We start from the raw sequence: 19,784 nt of genomic DNA, 5'->3' as shown, positions 1-19,784 counted from the left end.
ACCCTGTCCATGGCCATCATGCGCCTCTTTCCAGCGCCGGATCGGGCGGGTCGGCCAAAGATTCGGCCAAGGTGCGCAGAGCCGTACGCAGCCTGGTCTTGGCGGTGCCCTCGGGGATGCCGAGTTCGACGGCCGCCTGGCGGTAGGTGCGGCCCGCGAAGTAGGCGAGGTGCACCACTTCCCGTTGCGGCTGCGGGAGTTCGGCCAGGGCGGAGTGCAGAAGGAGGGAGCGTTCGCGGTCGACGACCGTCTCGTCGGGTCCCGGTGCGGCGTCCGGGATGGTCTGCAGCGCGGAGTCGTCGGCGCGCGCGTCCTTGCGGTGCCGGGCCTCACTGCGCACCCAGTCCACGGCCCGCCGGTGGGCCAGCATGGACAGCCAGGTGCGCATCGAGCCGCGGCTCGCGTCGAAGGCGTACGGTCTGCTCCAGAGCTGGGCGAAGACCTCCTGCGCCACGTCCTCGGCGGCGCCGGGACTGCGGGTCACCCGCATGGCGACGCGCCGCACCAGGCCGCCGTACGCCGTGTACACCTCGGCCAGCGCGGACTCGTCGCCGTAGACCAGCCGCCGGTGCAGCTCCGCGTCGGCGGGCAGCTCGACGGACGTATTGCCCGTGGACTCCACGGCACCACCACCCCTGGTGCCCTTCCTAGCGTCCTCGCGCGGCCCGCGCCAGTGGTTCAGGGAGACAGGGCGTCCAGGAGACGGTCGACATCGGCGGTCGTGTTGTACAGATGGAAGGCGGCGCGCAGGTTGCCGGCACGGTCGGAGACCTCGATTCCGGCCCTGCTCAGTTCGGGTTGCCGGTGGCCGAGTCCGGGCACGGACACGATCGGTGACCCGGGGGCCGGGACGGGTGTGTGGCCGAGGGTGGCGAGGCCGCTGCGGAACCGGTCGGCGAGGGCCAGATCGTGGGCGCGCACGGCGTCCGCGCCGAGCTCCTCCATCAAGGTGAGGGAGCGGCGGGCGCCCGCGTAGGAGAAGAGAGCCGGGCTCTCGTCGAACCGCCGTGCGGAGTGGGCGAGTTCCTCGACCGGGCCGTAGCAGGATTCCCAGGGATCCTCCCCCGCGACCCAGCCGGCGAAGACCGGGGTGAGGGCGCCGAGGTCCTCCGGGACGACCAGGAAGGCGACGCCGCGCGGGCAGAGGAGCCACTTGAAGGCGACGGAGGTGACGTAGTCGTAGGCGCCCGCGTCGAGGTCGAGCCAGCCGATGGCCTGGGACGCGTCGACGTAGGTGCGCGCCCCGTGAGCCTGCGCGGCCGCGCGGATCGCGGGCAGGTCGGCGATCCGGCCGTCGGCCGACTGCGTGGCGCTCACCGCGACCAGCGCGGTGCCGGGCCGTACGAAGTCGGCCATCCGCTCCAGCGGCACGGTGCGCACCTTGAGGTCGCCGCGGATGTGGAACGACGTCACCGTGGAGCTGAAGTCGGCCTCGGCGGTGAGGACTTCGGCGCCCTCGGGGAGGGAGGCTGCGATCAGGCCCGTGTAGACGGCGACCGAGGCCCCCGCCGCCACCCTGCGGTCGGGTACCCGGGTCAGGCGCGCGAAGGAGGCGCGGGCGGCCTCGACGTCGGCGAACATGTCGGTCGGCCGGCCGGCGGCCGAGGCCTCCACGGCGGTCCGTATGGCGGCCACCGTACGGGCCGGCATCAGCCCGGTGCTCGCCGTGTTGAAATAGGTGTTCTTCGGGGCGAACTCGGAACGGACGAGGCTCTCGAAGGTCTCCATGAGTCCACTCTGGGCTCCGGTGAAGTCGTAGTCCATTGCGATTTTCTGCGTGGTTCCGCGAAGGAACGCTTATACGTCAGCCCCGGCCTGCGGCTTTTGGCTCTGAGGCACCTCGCAGCCATCCGGGCCGCAGGCGTCCGCGTCGCCCCGGTCGATGAGCGTCAGCGGTGAGCGTGCGTCCCACGCCTGGGTCAGGGCCTGGCTGAAGAGCTCGGCGGGCTGGGCGCCCGAGACGCCGTACTTCCGGTCGAGGACGAAGAAGGGCACGCCGTTCGCCCCCAGCTCGGCCGCCTCGCGTTCGTCGGTCCGGACGTCGTCGGCGTAGGCGTCGGGGTCGGCGAGGATCTTGCGGACGTCGCCGGCGTCGAGGCCGGCGGCCGCGGCCAGCTCCACGAGGCGTTCGTCGTCGTTGAAGACGGAGCGCTCCTCGGCGAAGTTCGCCCGGTAGAAGAGCTGGATCAGCTCGTTCTGCCGGCCCTGTTCCTTGGCGAAGTGGAGCAGCCGGTGCATGTCGAAGGTGTTGCCGTGGTCACGGCCGCGGGTGCGGTAGTCCAGGCCCTCGGCGGCGGCCTGCGCAGCGAGGTTGTCCTCACCGGCCTCCGCCTGCGCCTCGCTCATCCCGTACTTCTTGGTGAGCATCCGGATCACCGGCTGGATGTCGTCCTTGGCCCGGCCCGGGTCCAGCTCGAACGACCGGTGCACCACCTCGACGTCGTCCCGGTGCGGGAAGGCCGCGAGCGCCTTCTCGAAGCGGGCCTTGCCCACGTAGCACCAGGGGCAGGCGATGTCGCTCCAGATCTCGACGCGCATGTCTTCGGCTCTCCAGGTCGCACGGGAACGGAGACTCCCTCCGCGGGATGAGTGAACGTTCAAGCGGCGACGTTCATTCCCCGTCGACCGTGAGGCGGAGCCGCAGGTGGTGCCCCTCGCCGGACGGCTCCGCGACCCAGCCCCGGCTGCCGTAGAAGGCCTGGGCCCGCCGGTTGTCGACATGCACATCGAGTACGGCGGTGCTCTTGCCGTCGGCCCGCCACTGCTCGACGCAGGCCGTATGCAGGGACGTACCGACACCGGAGCGCCAGTGACCGGGGTCGACGTGGAACTGGAACAGCGTGACCGCGTCCGGCGGGGCGCCGTCCGGGGTGCGGAAGGAGGCGATGCCGGTGATACGGCCGTCCTCGACGGCGCACAGCACATGGGCGTCCGGCCGCTCGATCACGCTCCGCCAGGCGGCGAGCCAGTCCGTGCCGTCCTCCGGGACACCGTCCGGGTAGTACGTCGCCCGCGCCCGCTCGTGCAGCGCGGCCACGGTCTCCGCCTCGGCTGACAGGGCCGTACGGATCACTCGGTTTCCGGTCGGACGCTCGCTGATCATGCCAATGAGGACGTGCCCACCGGGGCGCCGGTTCCGATCGAGAGCTGAAGGCGACGGCCGGGCCGTCGGCCCCCGAATCTAGGTCATTTTACGGATGCCGTCGCAAAAGTGCTCCTCATAGGGTCCACGGCGTACGCCGATCAAACCGCCCGTGTGCGGATGAGTCGAGCTTCAGGCCGTTTCCCCAACCCATTACGTGAGGACTCCCATGAGTACCGATGTTTCCCGTCGTCAGGTGCTGGCCACCGGAGCGGCGCTGGCCGGGTCGGCGGCGCTGATCGCCGGGTCGGAAGGAACGGCCGGGGCGGCGACGGCGCCGGCCGGTAGCGGTGAGGAGAGGTCGAAGGTGAAGCCGACGATCGTGCTGGTGCATGGCGGCTACGCCGATTCGTCCTGCTGGAACGCCACCATCCGTGTGTTGCAGGACAGGGGCTACAGCACCGTCTGCGCGGCGAACCCGCTGCGGGGCATTCCGACCGACGCTCCGTACATCGCGAGCCTGCTGGACTCCATCAGCGGACCGGTCGTGCTGGTCGCGCACTCCATGGGTGGAACGGTCATCACGAATGCCGCGGCAGGGAAGGCCAACGTCAAGGCGTTGGTCTACATCGCGGCGTTCGCGCCCGACGTGGGCGAGACGCAGGGGGAGCTCATCACCAAGTTCCCCGGCAGCGAGGTCGAGCCGGTGAGTGTGCCGGTCCCGTACACGAAGGCCGACGGCACGACCGGAATCGACCTGTACCTGAGCAAGGACGGCCAGGCGGCCTTCGCCGCTGATATATCCACCGGTGACTTCCGGGTCCTTCAGGCCACGCAGCGGCCGTTCGACGCCGATTCGTTCGTCTTCCCGACCACGGCCGCCGCCTGGAAGACGATCCCGTCGTGGGGTCTGGTCGCCGGCCGCGACAAGGCGATCCCGCCGGCCTGCGAGCGCTGGATGTACAGCCGTGCGAACGCACGCAAGGTGGTTGAAGTGCCCCAGTCCTCCCACGTCGTGATGCTCAGCCACCCCAGGGTCGTCGCCGATCTCATCAGCGACGCCGCCAGGTCGGTCGGCTGACGCTCGGGACAAGCGCCCCGGTCCGGCACCATGGACCGGGGCGCCGAACGTTCGCAGGATGGAGGCATGCCGAGCCATGACCCGACCACTGCGGATCAACACGCCCACGTTCATGGGATGTTGAAGCCCCCTCCGTCCCCCGCCCTCACCCTCGCCGCCTCCCTCCTCGGCTTCTCCCTGATCACCCTCGACGCGTCCGTCGTGAATGTGGCGCTGCCGTCCATCGGATCCGCGCTCGGCGGCGGGATGTCGGGCTTGCAGTGGGTGGTGGACGCGTACACGCTCGCGTTCGCGGCGCTGATGCTGTCCACCGGTGCCTTCTCGGACCGGGTCGGGGCGAGCCGGGCGTATGCGATCGGTATCGCGGTGTTCACCCTCGCCTCGGCGGCCTGCGGTCTGGCGCCGAGCCTGCCGACGCTGATCGGCGCGCGCGTGGCGCAGGGGGTGGCCGCCGCGCTCGTCCTGCCGGCCTCGCTCGCGCTGGTGCGGCAGGCGTATCCGGATCCCGCCCGGCGGGCCCGTGCGGTGGCCGCATGGGGGGCGGGCGGTTCGGTGGCGGTGGCGCTGGGCCCGGTGGCGGGCGGCGCGCTGACGACGGCCTGGGACTGGCGGGGCATCTTCTTCATCAATCTGCCGCTGGGCGCGGTGGCCCTCGCCCTGCTGGTACGGGCACCGCGCTCCGTACGCCGGCCGGCCCCGCTGGACCTGCCGGGGCAGACGGCGGCGATCGTGGCGTTGACGGCACTGACGTTCGCGGTCATCGAGGGCGGAGCGACGGGAGTTGCCGCGCTGGGTACGGCGGTCGTGGCGGTGCTCGCCTTTCTCCGTATCGAGGCCCGCCGCCCGCACCCCGTGGTCCCCCTCGGGCTCTTCCGCAGCCGGGAGGTGACCGCGGCGGTGGTGGCGGGCGCCGCGTGCAGCGTGGCGTTCTACGGGGCCGTGTTCGTCTTCTCGCTCTTCTTCCAGCAGGTGCAGGGGCACTCGGCGCTCTACGCCGGACTGATGTTCCTGCCGATGGCGGGCCTGATCGGGATCACGAACGTGACGTCGGGCAAGATCGCGGGACGGTACGGGCCGCGGCGGCCGATGCTGATCGGTCAGGGGCTGGCCACGGCGGGCCTGCTCGTCCTGTTGTACGTCGACTCCGGCACGTCTCCCGCCCTGGTGGCCGTACTCCTCGTGCCGTTGGCGGTCGGCTGCGCGCTGACCGTGCCGCCGCTCACGGCCGTGATGATGGAAGCGGTGCCGGCCGAGCGGGCGGGTCTTGCGGCCGGGGTGCTCAACGCCGCGCGGCAAGTGTCCGGTGGACTGGGGATCGCCGTGTTCGGGGCGCTGGTCGCCGGTGGGTTCGTGGCGGGGATGCGGGTGAGTCTCGGGCTCGGTGCGGCGCTGTTCGCGGTGAGCTGTCTCCTCAGCCGCCGTCTTCCGGCGGGATAGGCGGGCTGCCTTCGTGCGTCAACCCCTGGGTTGACGCCGGAATCAACCCCGCGGTCAACTCGCGGGCCGACGATCGGATGCGTCCCGCGCGGCACGCTCGTGGGTATGACGACGACTGACTATCTGATCTCCGCGGCCCTGGTCCTCCTGGTCATCCCGCAGATCCGCGGTACCCGGCAGACGCTGCGCAATGCGCTGCTGCCCGTGGCGTGCGTCGCTGCCGCGGCCGCCTACTACCTGAAGTCCTTCCCGACCGAGGGGCACGACGTCCGGCTGTACGTCCTGGGTGTCGTCGCCGGTGCGGTCCTGGGCATCGCCTGTGGTGCCACCACGCGGATGAGCCGTGCCTCGGACGGCGTCGCCCTGGCGCAGGCCGGGGTGGTGGCCGCGGCGCTGTGGATCGTGGGCATGGCCGCTCGCGCCGGGTTCGAGTACTGGGCGACCCACAGCGGCGTCACGACGATCGCCCGGTTCAGCCGGGACAACCTGATCACCGGTTCCGCCGCCTGGACGGCAGCGCTGCTGCTGATGGCCCTGGCACAGGTCACGTTCCGGCTCGCGGTGGTGCGGTTCAAGGCCCGGCAGATCTCCTCGCACGCCCCCACGGCGGCCCGGGCCTGAGCCCGATGGCGCTCCGACAAAGTCCCCGACCCGGCAGCAACCCACCGGCTCGGCCCCGGCTTCCCGGGTCCGGGCCGGTGCCCGTCGCGCCGGTCACCGGGCGTCTCCCTATCCTTCACAGCATGACGGATCTCGCGGGCGAAGCGTCGGCCGTGGTCAGTCCACGGCTGGCCGCGGCGCTCGCCGACGTCCGGGCCCGGCGCGAGCGCCGGAACCGGCGGCTGCGGCCCGTGCTGTGGGGGATCATGGCCACCATCGTGGTGCAGGCGCTGTACTCCGATCCGGCGCCCGGCGGGCACGGGGAGCATCTCGTCGTCACCCTCGTCCTGGCCGGTTGCCTGCTGCCGCTGGCCGCCGTCGCCTCCGGGCTGTGGCAGGTGGTGTCCCCTGCCACGTGTGTTCTGTTCTGCCTGCTGATCACCGGGTTCGGGCTCGCGCTCGGTGTCGTCCAGCCCGGTTCCACGTCCGTCCTGCCGCCGTCGGTGGCGGTGCTGTCCGCGTTTCTCGTACTCCCGCGGCGCCAGGCCGTCGTCCTCGGCTCGGTCGTGGTGGGCGGTCTCGTCGCCGCCGAGCTGATCGGGGCGAACGCCAGCGCGGGAAACCTGCTCAGCCAGCTGCTGTTCTGCGTGGTCCTCGCCCTGATGGCGATCACCATGCGGCAGGCCGGTGACAACGAGGAACGGGCGGAGCTGCTGCTCGCGCAGTTGGCGGACGCCCGGGAGGCCGAGGCCGAGGCGGCCGCGCTGGCCGAGCGCACCCGTATCGCCCAGGACCTGCACGACGTACTCGCCCAGACCCTGTCGGGGCTCGCGGTGCAGGTGCAGGCCGGGCGGCGGATGGCGCGGCGTGATGGCGCCGGCGAGGACCTCCAGGAACTCCTCGACCGGGCCGGGAAGCTCGTCAAGGAGGGACTCGGCGACGCACGGCGTGCGGTGGGCGCGCTGCGCGGACAGCAGACGCCCTCGCTGGACCGCCTGCCCGAGCTGGTCGAGCGCTACCGCGTCGATCTGGAACTCGACGTCACCCTGTCGGTCACCGGGGTCCGCCGCGCCCTGGCCTCGGACGCGGACCTGGCGCTGTACCGCGGCGCCCAGGAGGCGCTGACCAACGCGGCCCGGTATGCCCGCGGGGCCCGCACGACGGTGACCCTCCGCTATGAACCGGAGAGCACGATCCTGACGGTCGAGGACCGGCGCACCACATCCGAGCCGCCCCCGGCCGCGCCGGTCGAGGGCTCCGGCCTGGGGCTGAGGGGCATGCGGGAGCGGCTGAGCGCGGTCGGCGGCAGCGCCGGTGCCGGACCGACACCGGAGGGCTGGCGGGTACGGATGGAGGTCCCGGTATGACCGAGCACGACGGCGAGCGGATCACGGTCCTGGTCGCGGACGACCAGCAGGTCGTACGGGGCGGGCTCGTCCTGCTGATCGGCATGCTGGACGGCATCGAGGTGGTCGGCGCGGCCCGTGACGGCGCGGAGGCCGTCCAGCTGGCCGAGCGGCTGCGCCCCGACGTCGTCCTCATGGACCTCAACATGCCGGTACTGGACGGCGTCGCGGCCACCTCCGCCGTACGGGAGAGGGCGCCGGACAGCGCGGTGCTGGTGCTGACCACCTACGCCGACGACGACTCCGTCTTCCCGGCGCTGCGCGCGGGCGCCCGCGGCTATCTGACCAAGGACGCGGACGACGACGAGGTCGAGGCCGCGATCCGCAACGTCCACCGTGGACGCACCTGGCTCGACCCCGTGGTCCAGGCCCGGCTCGTCGCCACCCTCCAGCCCGAGGCCGCCGCGCCCGACACCCGACGGGATGCCTTGCCGGACGGTCTGACCCCGCGCGAGGCCGAGGTGCTCACCCTCATCGCCCAGGGGCTGTCCAACGATGAGATCTGCGCCCGGCTCGTGGTGAGCCGGGCCACGGTGAAGACACACATCAACCGCATTTTCGCGAAGATCGGCGCCACCGACCGCGCCCAGGCGGTGGGATACGCCTACCGCAACAACCTGGCCGACGGCGGCTGAGCGGCCTTGGTGAAGTCCGGTGCGGTATCGCGCCCCGTAAGGGGCGCGGGGAACTGCGCGACCAGCCCCCACCGGGCCCGCGGGTTCATCACCGCGCTTCCCGCGGAGCGCTCAGCTGCCGTCTCGCAGGTCCTTCGGCCAGTCCGCCCTGAACTCGATGTGGTCGTACGTCACCACACACCCCTCCCCCATCGGCGACTGCGTCATGAAGCCGACCAGGGCGGCGCCGGTCTCCTCCGCCCCGCCCAGCGTGAACAGCCGGACGAAGGTCCAGCGTTCGCCGTCGCGGGAGGCGTGAAAGGCGAAGGAACGGCCGGTCCGGCTCACCCGGAGCCAGACGGAACTGCCCTCCACGGTGAAGGAGTTGGCGTCGTCCGAGTGACCCCGGGTGACCACCGTGCAGACGGTGGGCACGTCCGGGGAGTACTCCAGGCACAACTTGGCCCAGGCCCGCTCGCCGACATGGACGTACAGCACCCCCGCGTCGAAGGCCGCCGCGAACCCGACGGTGACACGGGCGATCAGCTGAAAGTCGCCGACGGGGGCACCGAGGAGGCGAGGCGCGTCGGACGCCGGGTCCAGCCCCTCACCGGTGGGCGGGACGAACCGATCCTGCCGGGGCCCGGCCCACCCGGAGAGGAACCCGTCCTCGTAGGCCCAGTGCCCGTCGGGTCCATAGGTGCGGAGGGGGAAGGGAAGTTCGGAGAGTTCCACGTCCATCGCTCCAGTATCTCAGGCCTGGTGGAGCCACCTGGGGGCGCGGGGAACTGCGCGACCAGCCACAGCCGGCCGGCAACCCCGCGAACAACCGCACCCCGACGGCGCTACCGCTCCAGACGCCCGTTGTACCGCCGGGGCAGCCCCAACGGATTCTCGTCCCGCAGCTCCGCGGGAAGCAGCGCCTCGGGCGCCCCCTGGTACACAACGGGCCGCAGCCACCGCTCGATGGCCGTGCCGCCCACGGACGTGGACGTCGACGTCGTCGCCGGGTACGGCCCCCCGTGATGTTGCGCGGGCGCCACCGCGACCCCCGTCGGCCACCCGTTCACCAGCACACGGCCGGCGATCGGCGTCAGCTCCGCCAGCAGCTCGGGCCCACGCCCCTCCCCCGCCGCCTCCTCGGAGGACAGATGCACGGTCGCGGTGAGGTTGCCCGGCAGGCGGGACAGCACGACCTTGGCCTCGGCCTCGTCCTCGTAGCGGGCCACGACGGTGACCGGCCCGAAGCACTCCTCCAGGAGCAGCTCGTGCTCGCCCTCCGCCGCCAGCTTCTTCGCGGGCACGGTCAGGAACCCCGCGCTCACGGTGTGCTCACTGCCCGCGCCCGGCGTCACCGGCGAGTCCACGTCGGGCAGTTGGGCCCGCTCGGCGACCCCGGCCACGAAGTTGTCCCGCATCCGGTGATCGAGCAGCACGCCCGCCTCCGTGTCGCTGACCGCCTCCGTCAGCGACTTGACCAGCCGGTCGCCCGCAGCGCCCTGCGGCGCCAGCACGAGCCCTGGCTTCACACAGAACTGTCCGACGCCCAGCGTCATGGAACCGGCCAGGCCCGTACCGATGGCCTCGGCGCGCTCGGAGGCCGCGGCCTCCGTGATGAGGACGGGGTTCAGCGAACCCAGCTCGCCGTGGAAGGGAATCGGGACCGGACGTGCGGCCGCCGCGTCGAAGAGGGCACGCCCGCCCCGTACCGAACCGGTGAAACCGGCCGCGGCGACCAGCGGGTGCTTGATCAGCTCGAGGCCCGCCTCGAAGCCGTGGACGAGACCCACGACGCCGGCGGGGATGCCGTGCGCCGCGGCGGCGGCCCGCAGCACGGCCGCGACCAGCTCGGACAGGGCCGGGTGGTCGGGGTGGGCCTTGACGACGACGGGGCAGCCCGCGGCCAGCGCGCTCGCGGTGTCGCCGCCGGCGACCGAGAAGGCGAAGGGGAAGTTGGAGGCCGAGTAGACGGCGACGACGCCGAGGGGCACCTTGTAGCGGCGCAGGTCCGGGATCGGCGGGGTCGCGGTGGCGTCGGGGTGGTTGATGACGACGTCGAGGAAGGCACCCTCGTCGACGATGCCGGCGAAGGCGCGCAACTGGTAGCAGGTGCGGGCGAGTTCACCGGTCAGCCGGACCGGGCCGAGCGCGCTCTCGGCGTCGGCGGCCTCGACCAGCTGGTCCTTGGCCGCCTCCAGCCGGTCGGCGGCGGTACGCAGAAAGGCAGAACGGACCGTACGGTCGGCCAGGGCACCGCGCGCGTCCTGCGCGGCGCGGACGGTGGCGTCCACCTCCTGGGCTGTGGCCTCCACCGCAACCTGTTCCCGCTGCTTCCCGGTTCGGGGGTCGACACTCCAGACTGGTGCTGCTGCCACCGCGGGTCCCTCCACACATGTAATGCCGCAGTACGGGGTCATTCACCAGGGTCGTTCGATATACTGAACGCTGTCTCTGATGATGAATATGCTGTCGGAGACTATATCTTCAGCTTCTCGTCGAACGAAGGGGTCAAGGGCGATGTCGGCTGGCGAGACGGGGGGCGGAGCGCAGGTCAAGTCCGCGGTGCGGACGGTTGAACTGCTCGAATACTTCGCCGGACGCCCGGGAATGCACTCGCTCGCGGCGGTCCAGGAGGCCGTCGGATACCCCAAGTCCAGCCTGTACATGCTGCTCCGCACGCTGGTGGAGCTGGGCTGGGTGGAGACGGACGCGACGGGCACGCGGTACGGCATCGGCGTACGGGCCCTGCTGGTCGGCACGTCGTACATCGACGGCGACGAGGTGGTCGCGGCGGCCCGGCCGACGCTGGACCGGCTGTCGGACGACACGACGGAGACGATCCACCTGGCCCGTCTCGACGGCACGAACGTCGTCTACCTGGCCACCCGGCAGTCGCAGCACTATCTGCGCCCGTTCACCCGGGTCGGCCGCCGCCTGCCCGCGCACTCGACCTCGCTGGGCAAGGCGCTGCTGAGCACCTACACCGACGAGCAGGTCCGCAAGATGCTCCCGGAGACGCTCCCCGCCCTCACCGAGCACACGATCACGGACCGCGAGAAGCTCATCGAGGAGCTGCACCAGGTCCGGGAGCAGGGCTTCTCCGTCGACCGCGAGGAGAACACGCTGGGGCTGCGCTGCTTCGGCGTCGCGATCCCGTACCGCACCCCGGCCCGGGACGCGATCAGCTGTTCGGTGCCGGTGGCCCGGCTGACCCCCGCCCATGAGCAGATGGTGAAGGACGCGTTGTTCGACGCGCGGGACCGACTGACACTGGCGACCCGTAGGCTCTGACCCATGGATGTGGTTCTCCGCGCGGTTCACGACAGCGACCTGCCTGTCTTCTACCGGCAGTTGAACGACCCGGAGGCCCTGTGGATGGCGGCCTTCACACCGAAGGATCCGGCCGACCGGGATGCCTTCGACGCCCACTGGAAGCGGATCCGGTCCTCGCCGGACGTCGTCATGCGGACGATCCTGGCGGACGGTGACGTGGTCGGGCACTCGGCGGTCTTCGGAGAGCCGGACGAGCGCGAGGTGACGTACTGGATCGACCGGGCCTACTGGGGGCAGGGCATCGCCACCGCGGCACTGCGAGAGCTGCTGGCCACGGTGCCCGAACGCCCGGTGTACGCGCGGGCGGCGGCGGACAACGAGCCGTCCCGGCGGGTGCTGGAGAAGTGCGGATTCCGGCTGACCTCCCGGATCAGAGGGTTCGCCCAGGCGCGGGGCGAGGAGATCGACGAGATCGTCCTGACGCTGGAGGGCTGAGGCCGCCTCCCCCGTCCGGCGGAGGCGGATCGTCGTGGGGCAGGAGGTGCTCCGCCCGGTCCGCGCGGGAGCGTGGGCGTATGACGCAGACACTGGTCGCCACCAGGTCCCGTCGGCTCCTCCGTGCCGTCGCCGTGGTCTCCTGCGTGCCGTATCTCGCCCTCAAGGTCGCCTGGGTCGCCGGGAGTCGGGTGGGGATACCGGAGGGCAGTTCGCTGCTGGAGCACCGGACTTCGATGGCCGTCGCCAACAGTCTCTCCGTGGTCCTGGACAGTGCCGTGATCGTGCTGGCGCTGGTGCTGACCCGGCCGTGGGGCCTGCGGGTGCCCGCGTGGCTGCTGGTGTTCCCGGTCTGGGTCGCGACCGGGCTGCTCGCGCCGATCATGACCGGGTTCCCGTTGCAGCTCCTCGTGAAGGCCCTCGGCGGCAGCGTGAACAGGGCCGCCGACACCGGCCGGGAGCCCTTCCTCGACGAGTGGGTGTTCAGGGTCGTCTACACCGGGTTCATCGTGCAGGGCCTGGCCCTCGGCACGCTGTTCGCGCTGTACGCCCGCGACCGCTGGGGCCACCTGTGGTGCGGCCGGGTGTGGGAGCTGCCCCTCGGCGCGGTCGGCGCCGCCCAGCGCGTCACGGCCGGCGCGGCCGCCGTACTCGCCCTGCTGCCCCTCACCCTGCACCTCCTGTGGGCTTTCGGCAGTGCGGCCGGGCTCAGCGCGGGGCGGGCCGACGACCGCACCTGCGACTTCTACGTCCTGGAAGCCATGACCGCCGTCTTCCTCGTCGCGGCTGTCGCCGGAGCCTGCCTGCTCGCCTTCCGCACCGCCCCCTCCTTGCCCGTCAAGGTGCCCCTCGCCCTCGCCTGGATCGGCTCCGCCGCCACCGCCTGCTGGGGCGGCTGGCTCGCCCTCGCGTCCCTCCCCGGCGTGGACGACATCACCGACCGCCCCACACCGGTCATGCACCTCGCCTACGCTGGCCAGATGATCGTCGGCATCCTGGTGGCGACCCTCGGCACCCACTTCTTCGCGGAGCGGTCCGCCGGGGTGGTGCGGCGACCGGTGCCGGACCGCTCCGTCGCCGCGCCGGCACGGACACCGGCGTCCGAGCGGTCCACCGCCGTGGAGAACCGACCGGCGTGAGAGCGTCCGGCCGGTTTCTGTTCGGGCGGCGGGCCCGGCGGCGTTGGATCCATCTGATCCTCGGTGGGGCGCTCGCGATGCCGTACGTCCTGGTCGGCTCGGTGGTCGTAGGACCGGCGACCGGTTCCACGGACGTGTTCGGGTCCTTCACCCTCCAACTCCTCTCGTTCGCCGCCGGGTTGCCCCTCGCCGCCCTCACCTCTCTGTTCCCGCTGACCCGGCCGCTGGAAGTCGCCGTCGTGCGGTCGCTGTGCGGTGTGGACGGGGACCGGCTCGCCGACGGGCCCGCGCGGACCCGGTCCGCGAAGGGGCGTACGGCGGCCTGGTTCACGCTGCATCTCGGGTTCGGCGGGGTCGTCGCCGGGATGTCGCTCGCGGTACCGCCGTTCGCCGTCGTGCTGATCGTGCTGCCGGCCCTCGCGGGGCTCCGCGACACCCGGCTCGAACTGCCCCAAGCCCTCGACCACGCCTGGGCGTTGGCGTTGTCGCCGGTCGCGGGCGTGGCCATGCTCGTCGCACTCGCCGCCTGCGCCGCCGGCTCGGGCGCGCTGCTGGCCCGCTGGGCACCCGCCCTGCTCGGCCCCACCACCGAGGACCGGCTCGTGGCCGCCGAGGCACGCGCCGCCGACCTCGCCGTACGCAACCGGCTCGCCCGCGAGCTGCACGACTCCGTCGGCCACGCCCTCAGCGCCGTCACCCTCCAGGCGAGCGCGGCGCGCCGCGTCCTCGACACCGACCCGGAGTTCGCCCGCGAGGCCCTCGCCGCGATCGAGGAGACCACCCGCCGCACGGTGAGCGAACTCGACGCCGTCCTCGGCGTGTTGAGGGACGGCGACTCGACCGTCCCGGCTCCGACACTCGCCGCCGACCTTGCCGGCCTCCTGCGCCGCACCCGCGCCGGCGGTCTGCACATCACGGACACGATCGGCGTGACCCCCGAAACCCTGCCGCCCGTCGTCTCCCGCGAGGCCTACCGCATCGTGCAGGAGGGCCTCACCAACGCCCTCAAGCACGCGGCCGGCCAGCCCGTGACCCTCCGCATCGAGGCCGCGGACGAACACCTGGACATCACCGTTGAGAACCCACTGGACAGTTCGGCAGCGCCCCATCCAGCGAAGCGCCCCCGCGGACACGGCCTGCCCGGCATGACCGACCGTGCCCGACTGCTCGGCGGCACCGCGCAGGCGGGCCCGGTCGAGGGCACCTGGCGGCTGCACGTACGACTGCCGACGAAGGGACCCGCATGACCCGCCCACCCATCCGTGTCGTCCTCGCCGACGACGAGCGCATGGTCCGCACCGCCCTGCGCGCGATCCTCTCCGCCGAGCCGGACATGGAAATCGTCGGCGAAGCGGCGACCGGGGCCGAGGCGGTGTCCGTCGTACGGAACCTCACACCCGACGTCGTCCTCATGGACGTGCGCATGCCCGAGATCGACGGCATCCGGGCCACCGAACAGATCCTCGCCACACTCGACGCACCGCCCCGCGTCGTCGTCGTCACCACCTTCGAGAACGACTCCTATGTGTACGACGCACTGCGCGCCGGCGCCGCCGGGTTCCTGCTCAAGCGGGCGGAGGCCGAGGCACTCGTGCAGGCGGTACGGCTGGTCGCACACAGCGACAGCCTGCTGTTCCCGTCGGCCGTACGGGCCCTCGCCGCCGAGCACGCGCGCGCGTACGCCACGCCGCCGGCCTGGGTGGCGAGGCTCACCGGACGGGAGAGCGACGTGCTGCGGCACATGGCGGCCGGGCTGACCAACGCGGAGATCGCGCGGCGCATGGGGGTCGGCCCCGCCACCGTGAAGACGCACGTGGCGGCCGTCCTCGCGAAGACGGGCACCCGGGACCGCACCCAGGCGGTGATCGCCGCGTACGAGGCGGGATTCCTGAAGTCGCCCTGACCGGGTTCATGAACACCCGATGAGAATGGCGAGCGGAATGGAACGATCCGCACCATCTCGATCGTCTTCTGAGCGGGATGAACAAGACGATCAGGCGCGCATCCGTCTTCGCGCTGCTGCTGGTGTTCGCTCTGCTGGTCAGGGCGACGTGGGTGCAGTTCTACGACGGCCAGGCGCTCGCAGACGACAGCAAGAACCGACGGAACGCGATCGAGACGTACTCATCGCCCCTCGGGAACATCATCGTGGCCGGGGAGTCGATCACCGGCTCCGCACGGACGAAGGGCAGCGACCTCGCGTACAAGCGCACGTACACCGACGGCGAGCTCTACGCCGCGGTGACGGGCTACGCCTCGCAGAGTTACGCACCCACGCAGCTGGAGGGCATCTACCAGGACCTGCTCAACGGCACGGACACCCGGCTGAAGACCATGATGGACACGGTCACCGACAAACGGGCCGATCCGGGCAACGTGGTGACGACGATCGACCCGGCCGTGCAGAAGGCGGGGTACGACGCGCTCGGCGACAAGAAGGGCGCGGCCGTCGCCATCGACCCGACGACCGGCAAGATCCTGGCGGTCGTGTCGACCCCGTCGTACAACCCGTCGTCGCTGACCGACGCGGACACCGCCGGGAACGCCTGGACGAAGCTCAACAAGGACTCGGACAAGCCGCTCACCAACCGGGCGCTGCGCCAGCCGCTGCCGCCGGGGTCGACCTTCAAGCTGGTCGTGGCGGCGGCCGCGCTGGAGGACGGGCTGTACTCGAACGTGGACGAGAAGACGGTCAGTCCCAATCCGTACACGCTGCCGGAGACGACGACCCCACTGAAGAACGAGAGCGCGTCCGCGCCCTGCGAGAACGCCACCATCCGCACCGCCCTCCAGTACTCCTGCAACAACGTCTTCGGGAAAATGGCCGTCGACCTCGGCCAGGACAAGCTGAAGGCGATGGCCGAGAAGTTCGGCTTCAACGACGAGACGCAGGACGTGCCGGTGCGCGCCTATCCGAGCGTGTACCCGTCCGGGATGGACAAGGCCCAGACCGGGCTGACGGGCATCGGCCAGTTCGACGTCACGGCCACGCCGTTGCAGATGGCCATGGTGTCCGCCGCCATTTCCAACGGCGGCGAGATGGTCACCCCGCACATGGTGTCCGAGATCACCGACAGCGGTGACGATGTGCTGGAGAACTACGACGACGCGGCCGACACCACGCGGATCGTCAGCTCCGACACGGCCGACCAGTTGCAGTCCGCGATGGAGACGGTGGTGTCGAAGGGCACCGGCACCAACGCCCGGATATCGGGCGCGACGGTGGGCGGCAAGACCGGTACCGCCCAGCACGGCGAGAACAACAGCAAGACGCCGTATGCCTGGTTCACGTCGTACGCGAAGGCCGGTGACAAGCAGGTCGCGGTAGCGGTCATGGTCGAGCAGTCGGACGCGGCCCGCTCCGAGGTGAGCGGCAACGGCCTGGCGGCCCCGGTGGCCAAGGCAATGATGCAAGCAGCGTTGCAGTAACGCCCCGAAGGGGCGCGGGGCGTATCAATATGCGGCTCCGCCGCGCGTGCGCGACCAGCCACAACGAACCTGCGGCCGGTCGCGCAGCGCCGCACTCACTTCACGCCGAGAACCTGCTCAATGGGGTCGATCGCGAAGTAGACCAGGAACAGCACCGACGCCCCCCACAACAACCAGTGCACCTCCTTCGCCTTCCCCAGCACCGACTTGATCACCACGTACGCCAGGAACCCCGCCCCGATGCCGTTGGTGATCGAGTAGGTGAAGGGCATCACCGCGATGGTGAGAAACGCCGGGATGGCGATCTCGTACTTGTCCCAGTCGATGTGCTTGACCTGGGTCATCATCAGGAACCCGACGGCGACCAGCGCGGGCGCGGCCGCCTGGAGCGGGACGATGGTGAGCAGCGGGGTCAGGAAGAGGGCGAGGGCGAACAGGCCGCCGGTGATCAGGTTGGAGAAGCCCGTGCGCGAGCCCTCGCCGACACCCGCCGCCGACTCGATGTAGGACGTCGCGGAGGACGAGGACGCCGCGCCGCCCGCGACCGCCGCCGCACCGTCGATGAGCAGGACACGGCCGAGGTTCGGGACGTTGCCCTGCTCGTCGAGGAGGCCCGCCTCCGCGCTGACACCGACGACCGTGCCCATGGTGTCGAAGAAGTCCGACAGGATCAGCGTGAAGATCAGCAGGACGACCGTGATGGCCGTGGTCTCACCGAAGGCGCCGAACAGGCTGAACTGGCCGAGGAGCCCGAAGTCCGGGGTGTCGACGATCTTGTCGGGCCACTCGGGCGTGGTCAGACCCCAGGCCTTGATGTCGGCGATCGAGTTGATGATGAGCGCGACGATCGTCATGGCGACGATGCTGATCAGGATCGCGCCCTTCACCTTCCGGGCGAGCAGCGCGATGGTGAGCAGAACTCCGAGGCAGAAGACGAGGATCGGCCACCCGGTGAGCGTGCCGGTGCCACCGAGCTGAACCGGCACGGTGGTGTTCGCGACATCGGGGATGCGGCTGACGAAACCGGCGTCGACGAAGCCGATGAACGCGATGAACAGGCCGATGCCGACGCTGATCGCCTGCTTGAGCGGCTGCGGGATGGCGTGCATGACGGCCTCGCGCAGGCCGGTCACCACCAGCACGCAGATCAGCAGGCCTTCCAGGACGATCAGGCCCATTGCGTCGTCCCAGCTCATCAGCGGGGCGATCTGGAAGGCGACGACCGCGTTGAGGCCGAGGCCGGCGGCGAGGGCGAGCGGCAGATTGCCGCCGATGCCCATGATGATCGTCATCACCGCGGCCACCAGGGCGGTGGCGGTGGTGAGTTGGACGGCGTCGAGCTGCTCGCCGAACTTGTCCTTGGCGCTGCCGAGGATGATCGGATTCAGGACAAGGATGTAGGCCATCGTGAAGAACGTGGCGAAGCCGCCGCGTATCTCACGGCCGAAGGTGGAGCCCCGTTCGGAGATCCTGAAGAACCGGTCGAGGCTGTTCCCGGCGGATGGCGCGGGACTTGGCCGGTCGGCCACCTTCTGTGCATCGGACATGGTCACGTACTCCTTGTTGCCTGAATGATCGGTGCGGATGCTGGCTGGATTGTTCCCGTGTTGAACCTGTTTCAGGTTTTCTCCGTGTTACGGAATCAGAGCTGCTCACTGTGCGGCCTGCCATACGTCGTTCGAAGCGTCGTACGAACCTGGCATTCGAACGCTGCTACGCTTCCGCACCTCGACCGGATGATCGCCGGACGATCACATGTCCAGCACATGCCACGCAGAGCCAGGAGAGGTCGCCCGTGGGCACAGTCGTCGACGACGCCGCCTCCGTGGAGTTCCATGCCTTCTTCGAGCGTCACTACGCCGAACTGTCGCGTCTCGCCCATCTGTTGACGGGTGAGTCGGACGCCGCCGACGATCTGGCCGCCGATGCGCTGCTGGCGTTGTGGCATCGCTGGGACCGGGTGCGCGCCGCCGACCATCCGGTGGCGTACGCCCGCGGAGTCGTCGCCAATCTGGCCCGTACCCGGATCCGCAGCGCGGTTCGCGAGCGACGGCGTATCGCCCTGTTCTGGTCGCAGCGCGAGGAGAAGACCGAGAACCCCGACATAGCGGGCGTGGTCGATGTCCAGGAGGCGCTGCGCAGACTGCCGTTCCGCAAACGGGCCTGTGTGGTGCTGCGGCATGCGTTCGACCTCTCGGAGAAGGACACGGCGCTCGCCCTGGGCGTCTCGGTGGGTACGGTGAAGAGCCAGACCTCGAAGGGAATGGCCGAGTTGCAGAGGTTGCTCGGCACACAGGGTGCTCCGCAGAGGGTGCATGCGGCGATGGCCCGCACCGGTGACGCCGGAGGAAGGAACCGATGACGATGCGGCGGGACGTGCACGACGAGCTGCGCGCCCGGCTGCACGAGGCGGCCGGACAGCACGAGCCCGACCGCGCGCGCATCCTGGCCCGCGTCGAACGCGGTATGACCGAGCAGACCCGGCCCGATCACCGGGCCACCCTCCCGCCCGTGTTCGGCTGGGTGCGGGTGGTGAGCGCGACCGCGGCGGTCGCGAGCGTACTGGCGGTCGGCGGTTACGCGGTGGCGTCCGCCGTGCAGGACGAACCCGCCCCGCAGCAGTCGGTCGCCGTCTCGCCGACGCCCACACCGACGCCCGACGCGACGAGCCGCGCCCCCGTCCCGCCGGTGGACCCGGCGCCGAGCGACCCGCCGGAGTCCAGGGCGCCGAGCAGCCCCGAGACATCGCCGTCCGCGCCCTCCGCCACGCCGGCGCCCGCGCGCGGCGAGGAGGACGGCCCGCTCTGGTCGGACGGCTCGGTCGACCCGCACAGCAACGACTTCTGGGCGCAGAGCAATGTGACCCTGAAGGTCGATGAGCAACTGACCGCGCTGACCGTCCGGTTGAAGGTCAAGCAGACCGGCGGGGTCGGCTCCGCCGGTGCCTGGCGGTCGCTGCCCGAGCAGGACTTCACGCTCACCGTCGGCGAGCAGGACGGATTCCTCGTCTACACCTGGGTGCTCAAGGAGGACCGTACGGTCGCCAAGGGCGAGTGGGTGTTCGCGGGCCAGTACAACCACGCGCGCGGCGGTCGTGACGCGGCGGACGACGGCTACGCGGCGACGGCTGCGGTCGGCGGCCAACAGCTCTCCGTGGCGGGCGACTTCAAGGCTCACGAGGGCGACGACTCGACGTCCGAGGGCGATTCGTAAAGAAGTTCCGAGGAC

At 71.0% G+C, this 19,784-nt stretch carries 20 protein-coding genes; 13 read left to right on the top strand and 7 right to left on the bottom strand.

The window, feature by feature from the left end; all coding sequences use genetic code 11:
- Positions 1-16 precede the first annotated feature (16 nt).
- The 4 genes from ACIHFB_RS12110 to ACIHFB_RS12095 form a co-directional block, all read right to left on the bottom strand.
- Positions 17-622, bottom strand: coding sequence for an RNA polymerase sigma factor (locus ACIHFB_RS12110; RefSeq protein ID WP_400126642.1), 606 nt, complete (start codon positions 620-622; stop codon positions 17-19).
- 56 nt (positions 623-678) lie between these two features.
- Positions 679-1,764: an aminotransferase class V-fold PLP-dependent enzyme gene (locus ACIHFB_RS12105; RefSeq protein ID WP_365287258.1), complete on the bottom strand. Its 1,086-nt coding sequence runs from the start codon at positions 1,762-1,764 to the stop codon at positions 679-681.
- A 33-nt stretch (positions 1,765-1,797) separates the two neighbouring features.
- Positions 1,798-2,538, bottom strand: a complete 741-nt coding sequence (locus tag ACIHFB_RS12100; protein WP_365287260.1) for a DsbA family oxidoreductase — start codon at positions 2,536-2,538, stop codon at positions 1,798-1,800.
- 73 nt (positions 2,539-2,611) lie between these two features.
- Entirely contained in the window at positions 2,612-3,103 is a 492-nt protein-coding gene (locus tag ACIHFB_RS12095; protein ID WP_400126639.1) for a GNAT family N-acetyltransferase, read from the bottom strand.
- Positions 3,104-3,311: 208 nt separating this feature from the next.
- Here ACIHFB_RS12095 and ACIHFB_RS12090 point away from each other — a divergent pair, with 208 nt between their 5' ends.
- The 5 genes from ACIHFB_RS12090 to ACIHFB_RS12070 all read left to right on the top strand — a co-directional run bounded on the left by ACIHFB_RS12090 (position 3,312) and on the right by ACIHFB_RS12070 (position 8,241).
- A complete protein-coding gene (locus ACIHFB_RS12090; protein WP_365278252.1) occupies positions 3,312-4,163 on the top strand; it encodes an alpha/beta hydrolase in 852 nt (283 codons plus the stop codon).
- Between the two features lie 117 nt (positions 4,164-4,280).
- The gene (locus ACIHFB_RS12085; RefSeq protein WP_400126636.1) at positions 4,281-5,600 is read left to right on the top strand and encodes an MFS transporter; all 1,320 of its coding nucleotides are present in this window, start codon (positions 4,281-4,283) and stop codon (positions 5,598-5,600) included.
- A gap of 105 nt (positions 5,601-5,705) precedes the next feature.
- Positions 5,706-6,221: a hypothetical protein gene (locus ACIHFB_RS12080; RefSeq protein WP_400126634.1), complete on the top strand. Its 516-nt coding sequence runs from the start codon at positions 5,706-5,708 to the stop codon at positions 6,219-6,221.
- Positions 6,222-6,343: 122 nt separating this feature from the next.
- Complete coding sequence (locus tag ACIHFB_RS12075; RefSeq protein ID WP_365278245.1) at positions 6,344-7,567, top strand: histidine kinase; 1,224 nt, start codon at positions 6,344-6,346, stop codon at positions 7,565-7,567.
- A complete protein-coding gene (locus tag ACIHFB_RS12070; RefSeq protein WP_365278242.1) occupies positions 7,564-8,241 on the top strand; it encodes a response regulator transcription factor in 678 nt (225 codons plus the stop codon). The genes ACIHFB_RS12075 and ACIHFB_RS12070 overlap by 4 nt, the downstream gene beginning before the upstream one ends.
- Positions 8,242-8,352: 111 nt before the next feature.
- On the opposite strand, the gene ACIHFB_RS12065 is transcribed toward ACIHFB_RS12070, so the two are convergent.
- Together ACIHFB_RS12065 and ACIHFB_RS12060 are read right to left on the bottom strand one after the other, a co-directional pair.
- Entirely contained in the window at positions 8,353-8,961 is a 609-nt protein-coding gene (locus tag ACIHFB_RS12065) for a DUF1349 domain-containing protein (RefSeq protein WP_365278239.1), read from the bottom strand.
- Between the two features lie 104 nt (positions 8,962-9,065).
- Complete coding sequence (locus ACIHFB_RS12060) at positions 9,066-10,595, bottom strand: aldehyde dehydrogenase (NADP(+)) (protein WP_365278236.1); 1,530 nt, start codon at positions 10,593-10,595, stop codon at positions 9,066-9,068.
- Positions 10,596-10,737: 142 nt separating this feature from the next.
- Between ACIHFB_RS12060 and ACIHFB_RS12055 the strand changes: the two genes are divergently transcribed.
- The 6 genes from ACIHFB_RS12055 (at position 10,738) to ACIHFB_RS12030 (ending at position 16,556) form a co-directional block, all read left to right on the top strand.
- Positions 10,738-11,511 (top strand): IclR family transcriptional regulator, encoded by a 774-nt coding sequence (locus tag ACIHFB_RS12055; RefSeq protein WP_365278233.1) that lies wholly within the window; start codon positions 10,738-10,740, stop codon positions 11,509-11,511.
- Positions 11,512-11,514: 3 nt separating this feature from the next.
- A complete protein-coding gene (locus tag ACIHFB_RS12050) occupies positions 11,515-11,988 on the top strand; it encodes a GNAT family N-acetyltransferase (protein WP_365278230.1) in 474 nt (157 codons plus the stop codon).
- Between the two features lie 80 nt (positions 11,989-12,068).
- Positions 12,069-13,127, top strand: a complete 1,059-nt coding sequence (locus ACIHFB_RS12045) for a hypothetical protein (protein ID WP_400126630.1) — start codon at positions 12,069-12,071, stop codon at positions 13,125-13,127.
- Positions 13,124-14,374, top strand: a complete 1,251-nt coding sequence (locus ACIHFB_RS12040; protein ID WP_400126628.1) for a sensor histidine kinase — start codon at positions 13,124-13,126, stop codon at positions 14,372-14,374. The genes ACIHFB_RS12045 and ACIHFB_RS12040 overlap by 4 nt, the downstream gene beginning before the upstream one ends.
- Positions 14,371-15,030 carry a response regulator gene (locus tag ACIHFB_RS12035; protein WP_400126627.1) on the top strand — a complete coding sequence of 220 codons (660 nt, stop codon included), beginning with the start codon at positions 14,371-14,373 and terminating at the stop codon, positions 15,028-15,030. Before ACIHFB_RS12040 ends, ACIHFB_RS12035 begins: the two co-directional genes overlap by 4 nt.
- Positions 15,031-15,107: 77 nt before the next feature.
- The gene (locus tag ACIHFB_RS12030; protein ID WP_365278222.1) at positions 15,108-16,556 is read left to right on the top strand and encodes a penicillin-binding transpeptidase domain-containing protein; all 1,449 of its coding nucleotides are present in this window, start codon (positions 15,108-15,110) and stop codon (positions 16,554-16,556) included.
- A gap of 95 nt (positions 16,557-16,651) precedes the next feature.
- Here ACIHFB_RS12030 and ACIHFB_RS12025 read toward each other — a convergent pair whose 3' ends face one another.
- Complete coding sequence (locus ACIHFB_RS12025) at positions 16,652-18,103, bottom strand: NCS2 family permease (RefSeq protein WP_365278220.1); 1,452 nt, start codon at positions 18,101-18,103, stop codon at positions 16,652-16,654.
- A 248-nt stretch (positions 18,104-18,351) separates the two neighbouring features.
- Here ACIHFB_RS12025 and ACIHFB_RS12020 point away from each other — a divergent pair, with 248 nt between their 5' ends.
- Both ACIHFB_RS12020 and ACIHFB_RS12015 read left to right on the top strand, forming a co-directional pair.
- Positions 18,352-18,918, top strand: a complete 567-nt coding sequence (locus ACIHFB_RS12020) for a SigE family RNA polymerase sigma factor (protein WP_210593255.1) — start codon at positions 18,352-18,354, stop codon at positions 18,916-18,918.
- Positions 18,915-19,769: a hypothetical protein gene (locus ACIHFB_RS12015; protein WP_400126624.1), complete on the top strand. Its 855-nt coding sequence runs from the start codon at positions 18,915-18,917 to the stop codon at positions 19,767-19,769. Before ACIHFB_RS12020 ends, ACIHFB_RS12015 begins: the two co-directional genes overlap by 4 nt.
- Positions 19,770-19,784 lie beyond the last annotated feature (15 nt).

This window comes from Streptomyces sp. NPDC051963 (assembly GCF_044593495.1).
Classification (GTDB): domain Bacteria; phylum Actinomycetota; class Actinomycetes; order Streptomycetales; family Streptomycetaceae; genus Streptomyces.
Note: the sequence above shows the minus strand (reverse complement) of the source record. Positions and strands in the feature narration are given on the sequence as shown.

Excerpts from the sequence above, each read along its gene's own strand:
- ACIHFB_RS12105 (WP_365287258.1), bottom strand. The coding sequence starts at position 1,764 with ATGGACTACGACTTCACCGGAGCCCAGAGTGGACTCATGGAGACCTTC.
- ACIHFB_RS12100 (WP_365287260.1), bottom strand. The coding sequence starts at position 2,538 with ATGCGCGTCGAGATCTGGAGCGACATCGCCTGCCCCTGGTGCTACGTG.
- ACIHFB_RS12095 (WP_400126639.1), bottom strand. The coding sequence starts at position 3,103 with ATGATCAGCGAGCGTCCGACCGGAAACCGAGTGATCCGTACGGCCCTG.
- ACIHFB_RS12090 (WP_365278252.1), top strand. The coding sequence starts at position 3,312 with ATGAGTACCGATGTTTCCCGTCGTCAGGTGCTGGCCACCGGAGCGGCG.
- ACIHFB_RS12085 (WP_400126636.1), top strand. The coding sequence starts at position 4,281 with ATGTTGAAGCCCCCTCCGTCCCCCGCCCTCACCCTCGCCGCCTCCCTC.
- ACIHFB_RS12080 (WP_400126634.1), top strand. The coding sequence starts at position 5,706 with ATGACGACGACTGACTATCTGATCTCCGCGGCCCTGGTCCTCCTGGTC.
- ACIHFB_RS12075 (WP_365278245.1), top strand. The coding sequence starts at position 6,344 with ATGACGGATCTCGCGGGCGAAGCGTCGGCCGTGGTCAGTCCACGGCTG.
- ACIHFB_RS12070 (WP_365278242.1), top strand. The coding sequence starts at position 7,564 with ATGACCGAGCACGACGGCGAGCGGATCACGGTCCTGGTCGCGGACGAC.
- ACIHFB_RS12065 (WP_365278239.1), bottom strand. The coding sequence starts at position 8,961 with ATGGACGTGGAACTCTCCGAACTTCCCTTCCCCCTCCGCACCTATGGA.
- ACIHFB_RS12055 (WP_365278233.1), top strand. The coding sequence starts at position 10,738 with ATGTCGGCTGGCGAGACGGGGGGCGGAGCGCAGGTCAAGTCCGCGGTG.
- ACIHFB_RS12050 (WP_365278230.1), top strand. The coding sequence starts at position 11,515 with ATGGATGTGGTTCTCCGCGCGGTTCACGACAGCGACCTGCCTGTCTTC.
- ACIHFB_RS12045 (WP_400126630.1), top strand. The coding sequence starts at position 12,069 with ATGACGCAGACACTGGTCGCCACCAGGTCCCGTCGGCTCCTCCGTGCC.
- ACIHFB_RS12035 (WP_400126627.1), top strand. The coding sequence starts at position 14,371 with ATGACCCGCCCACCCATCCGTGTCGTCCTCGCCGACGACGAGCGCATG.
- ACIHFB_RS12030 (WP_365278222.1), top strand. The coding sequence starts at position 15,108 with ATGAACAAGACGATCAGGCGCGCATCCGTCTTCGCGCTGCTGCTGGTG.
- ACIHFB_RS12025 (WP_365278220.1), bottom strand. The coding sequence starts at position 18,103 with ATGTCCGATGCACAGAAGGTGGCCGACCGGCCAAGTCCCGCGCCATCC.
- ACIHFB_RS12015 (WP_400126624.1), top strand. The coding sequence starts at position 18,915 with ATGACGATGCGGCGGGACGTGCACGACGAGCTGCGCGCCCGGCTGCAC.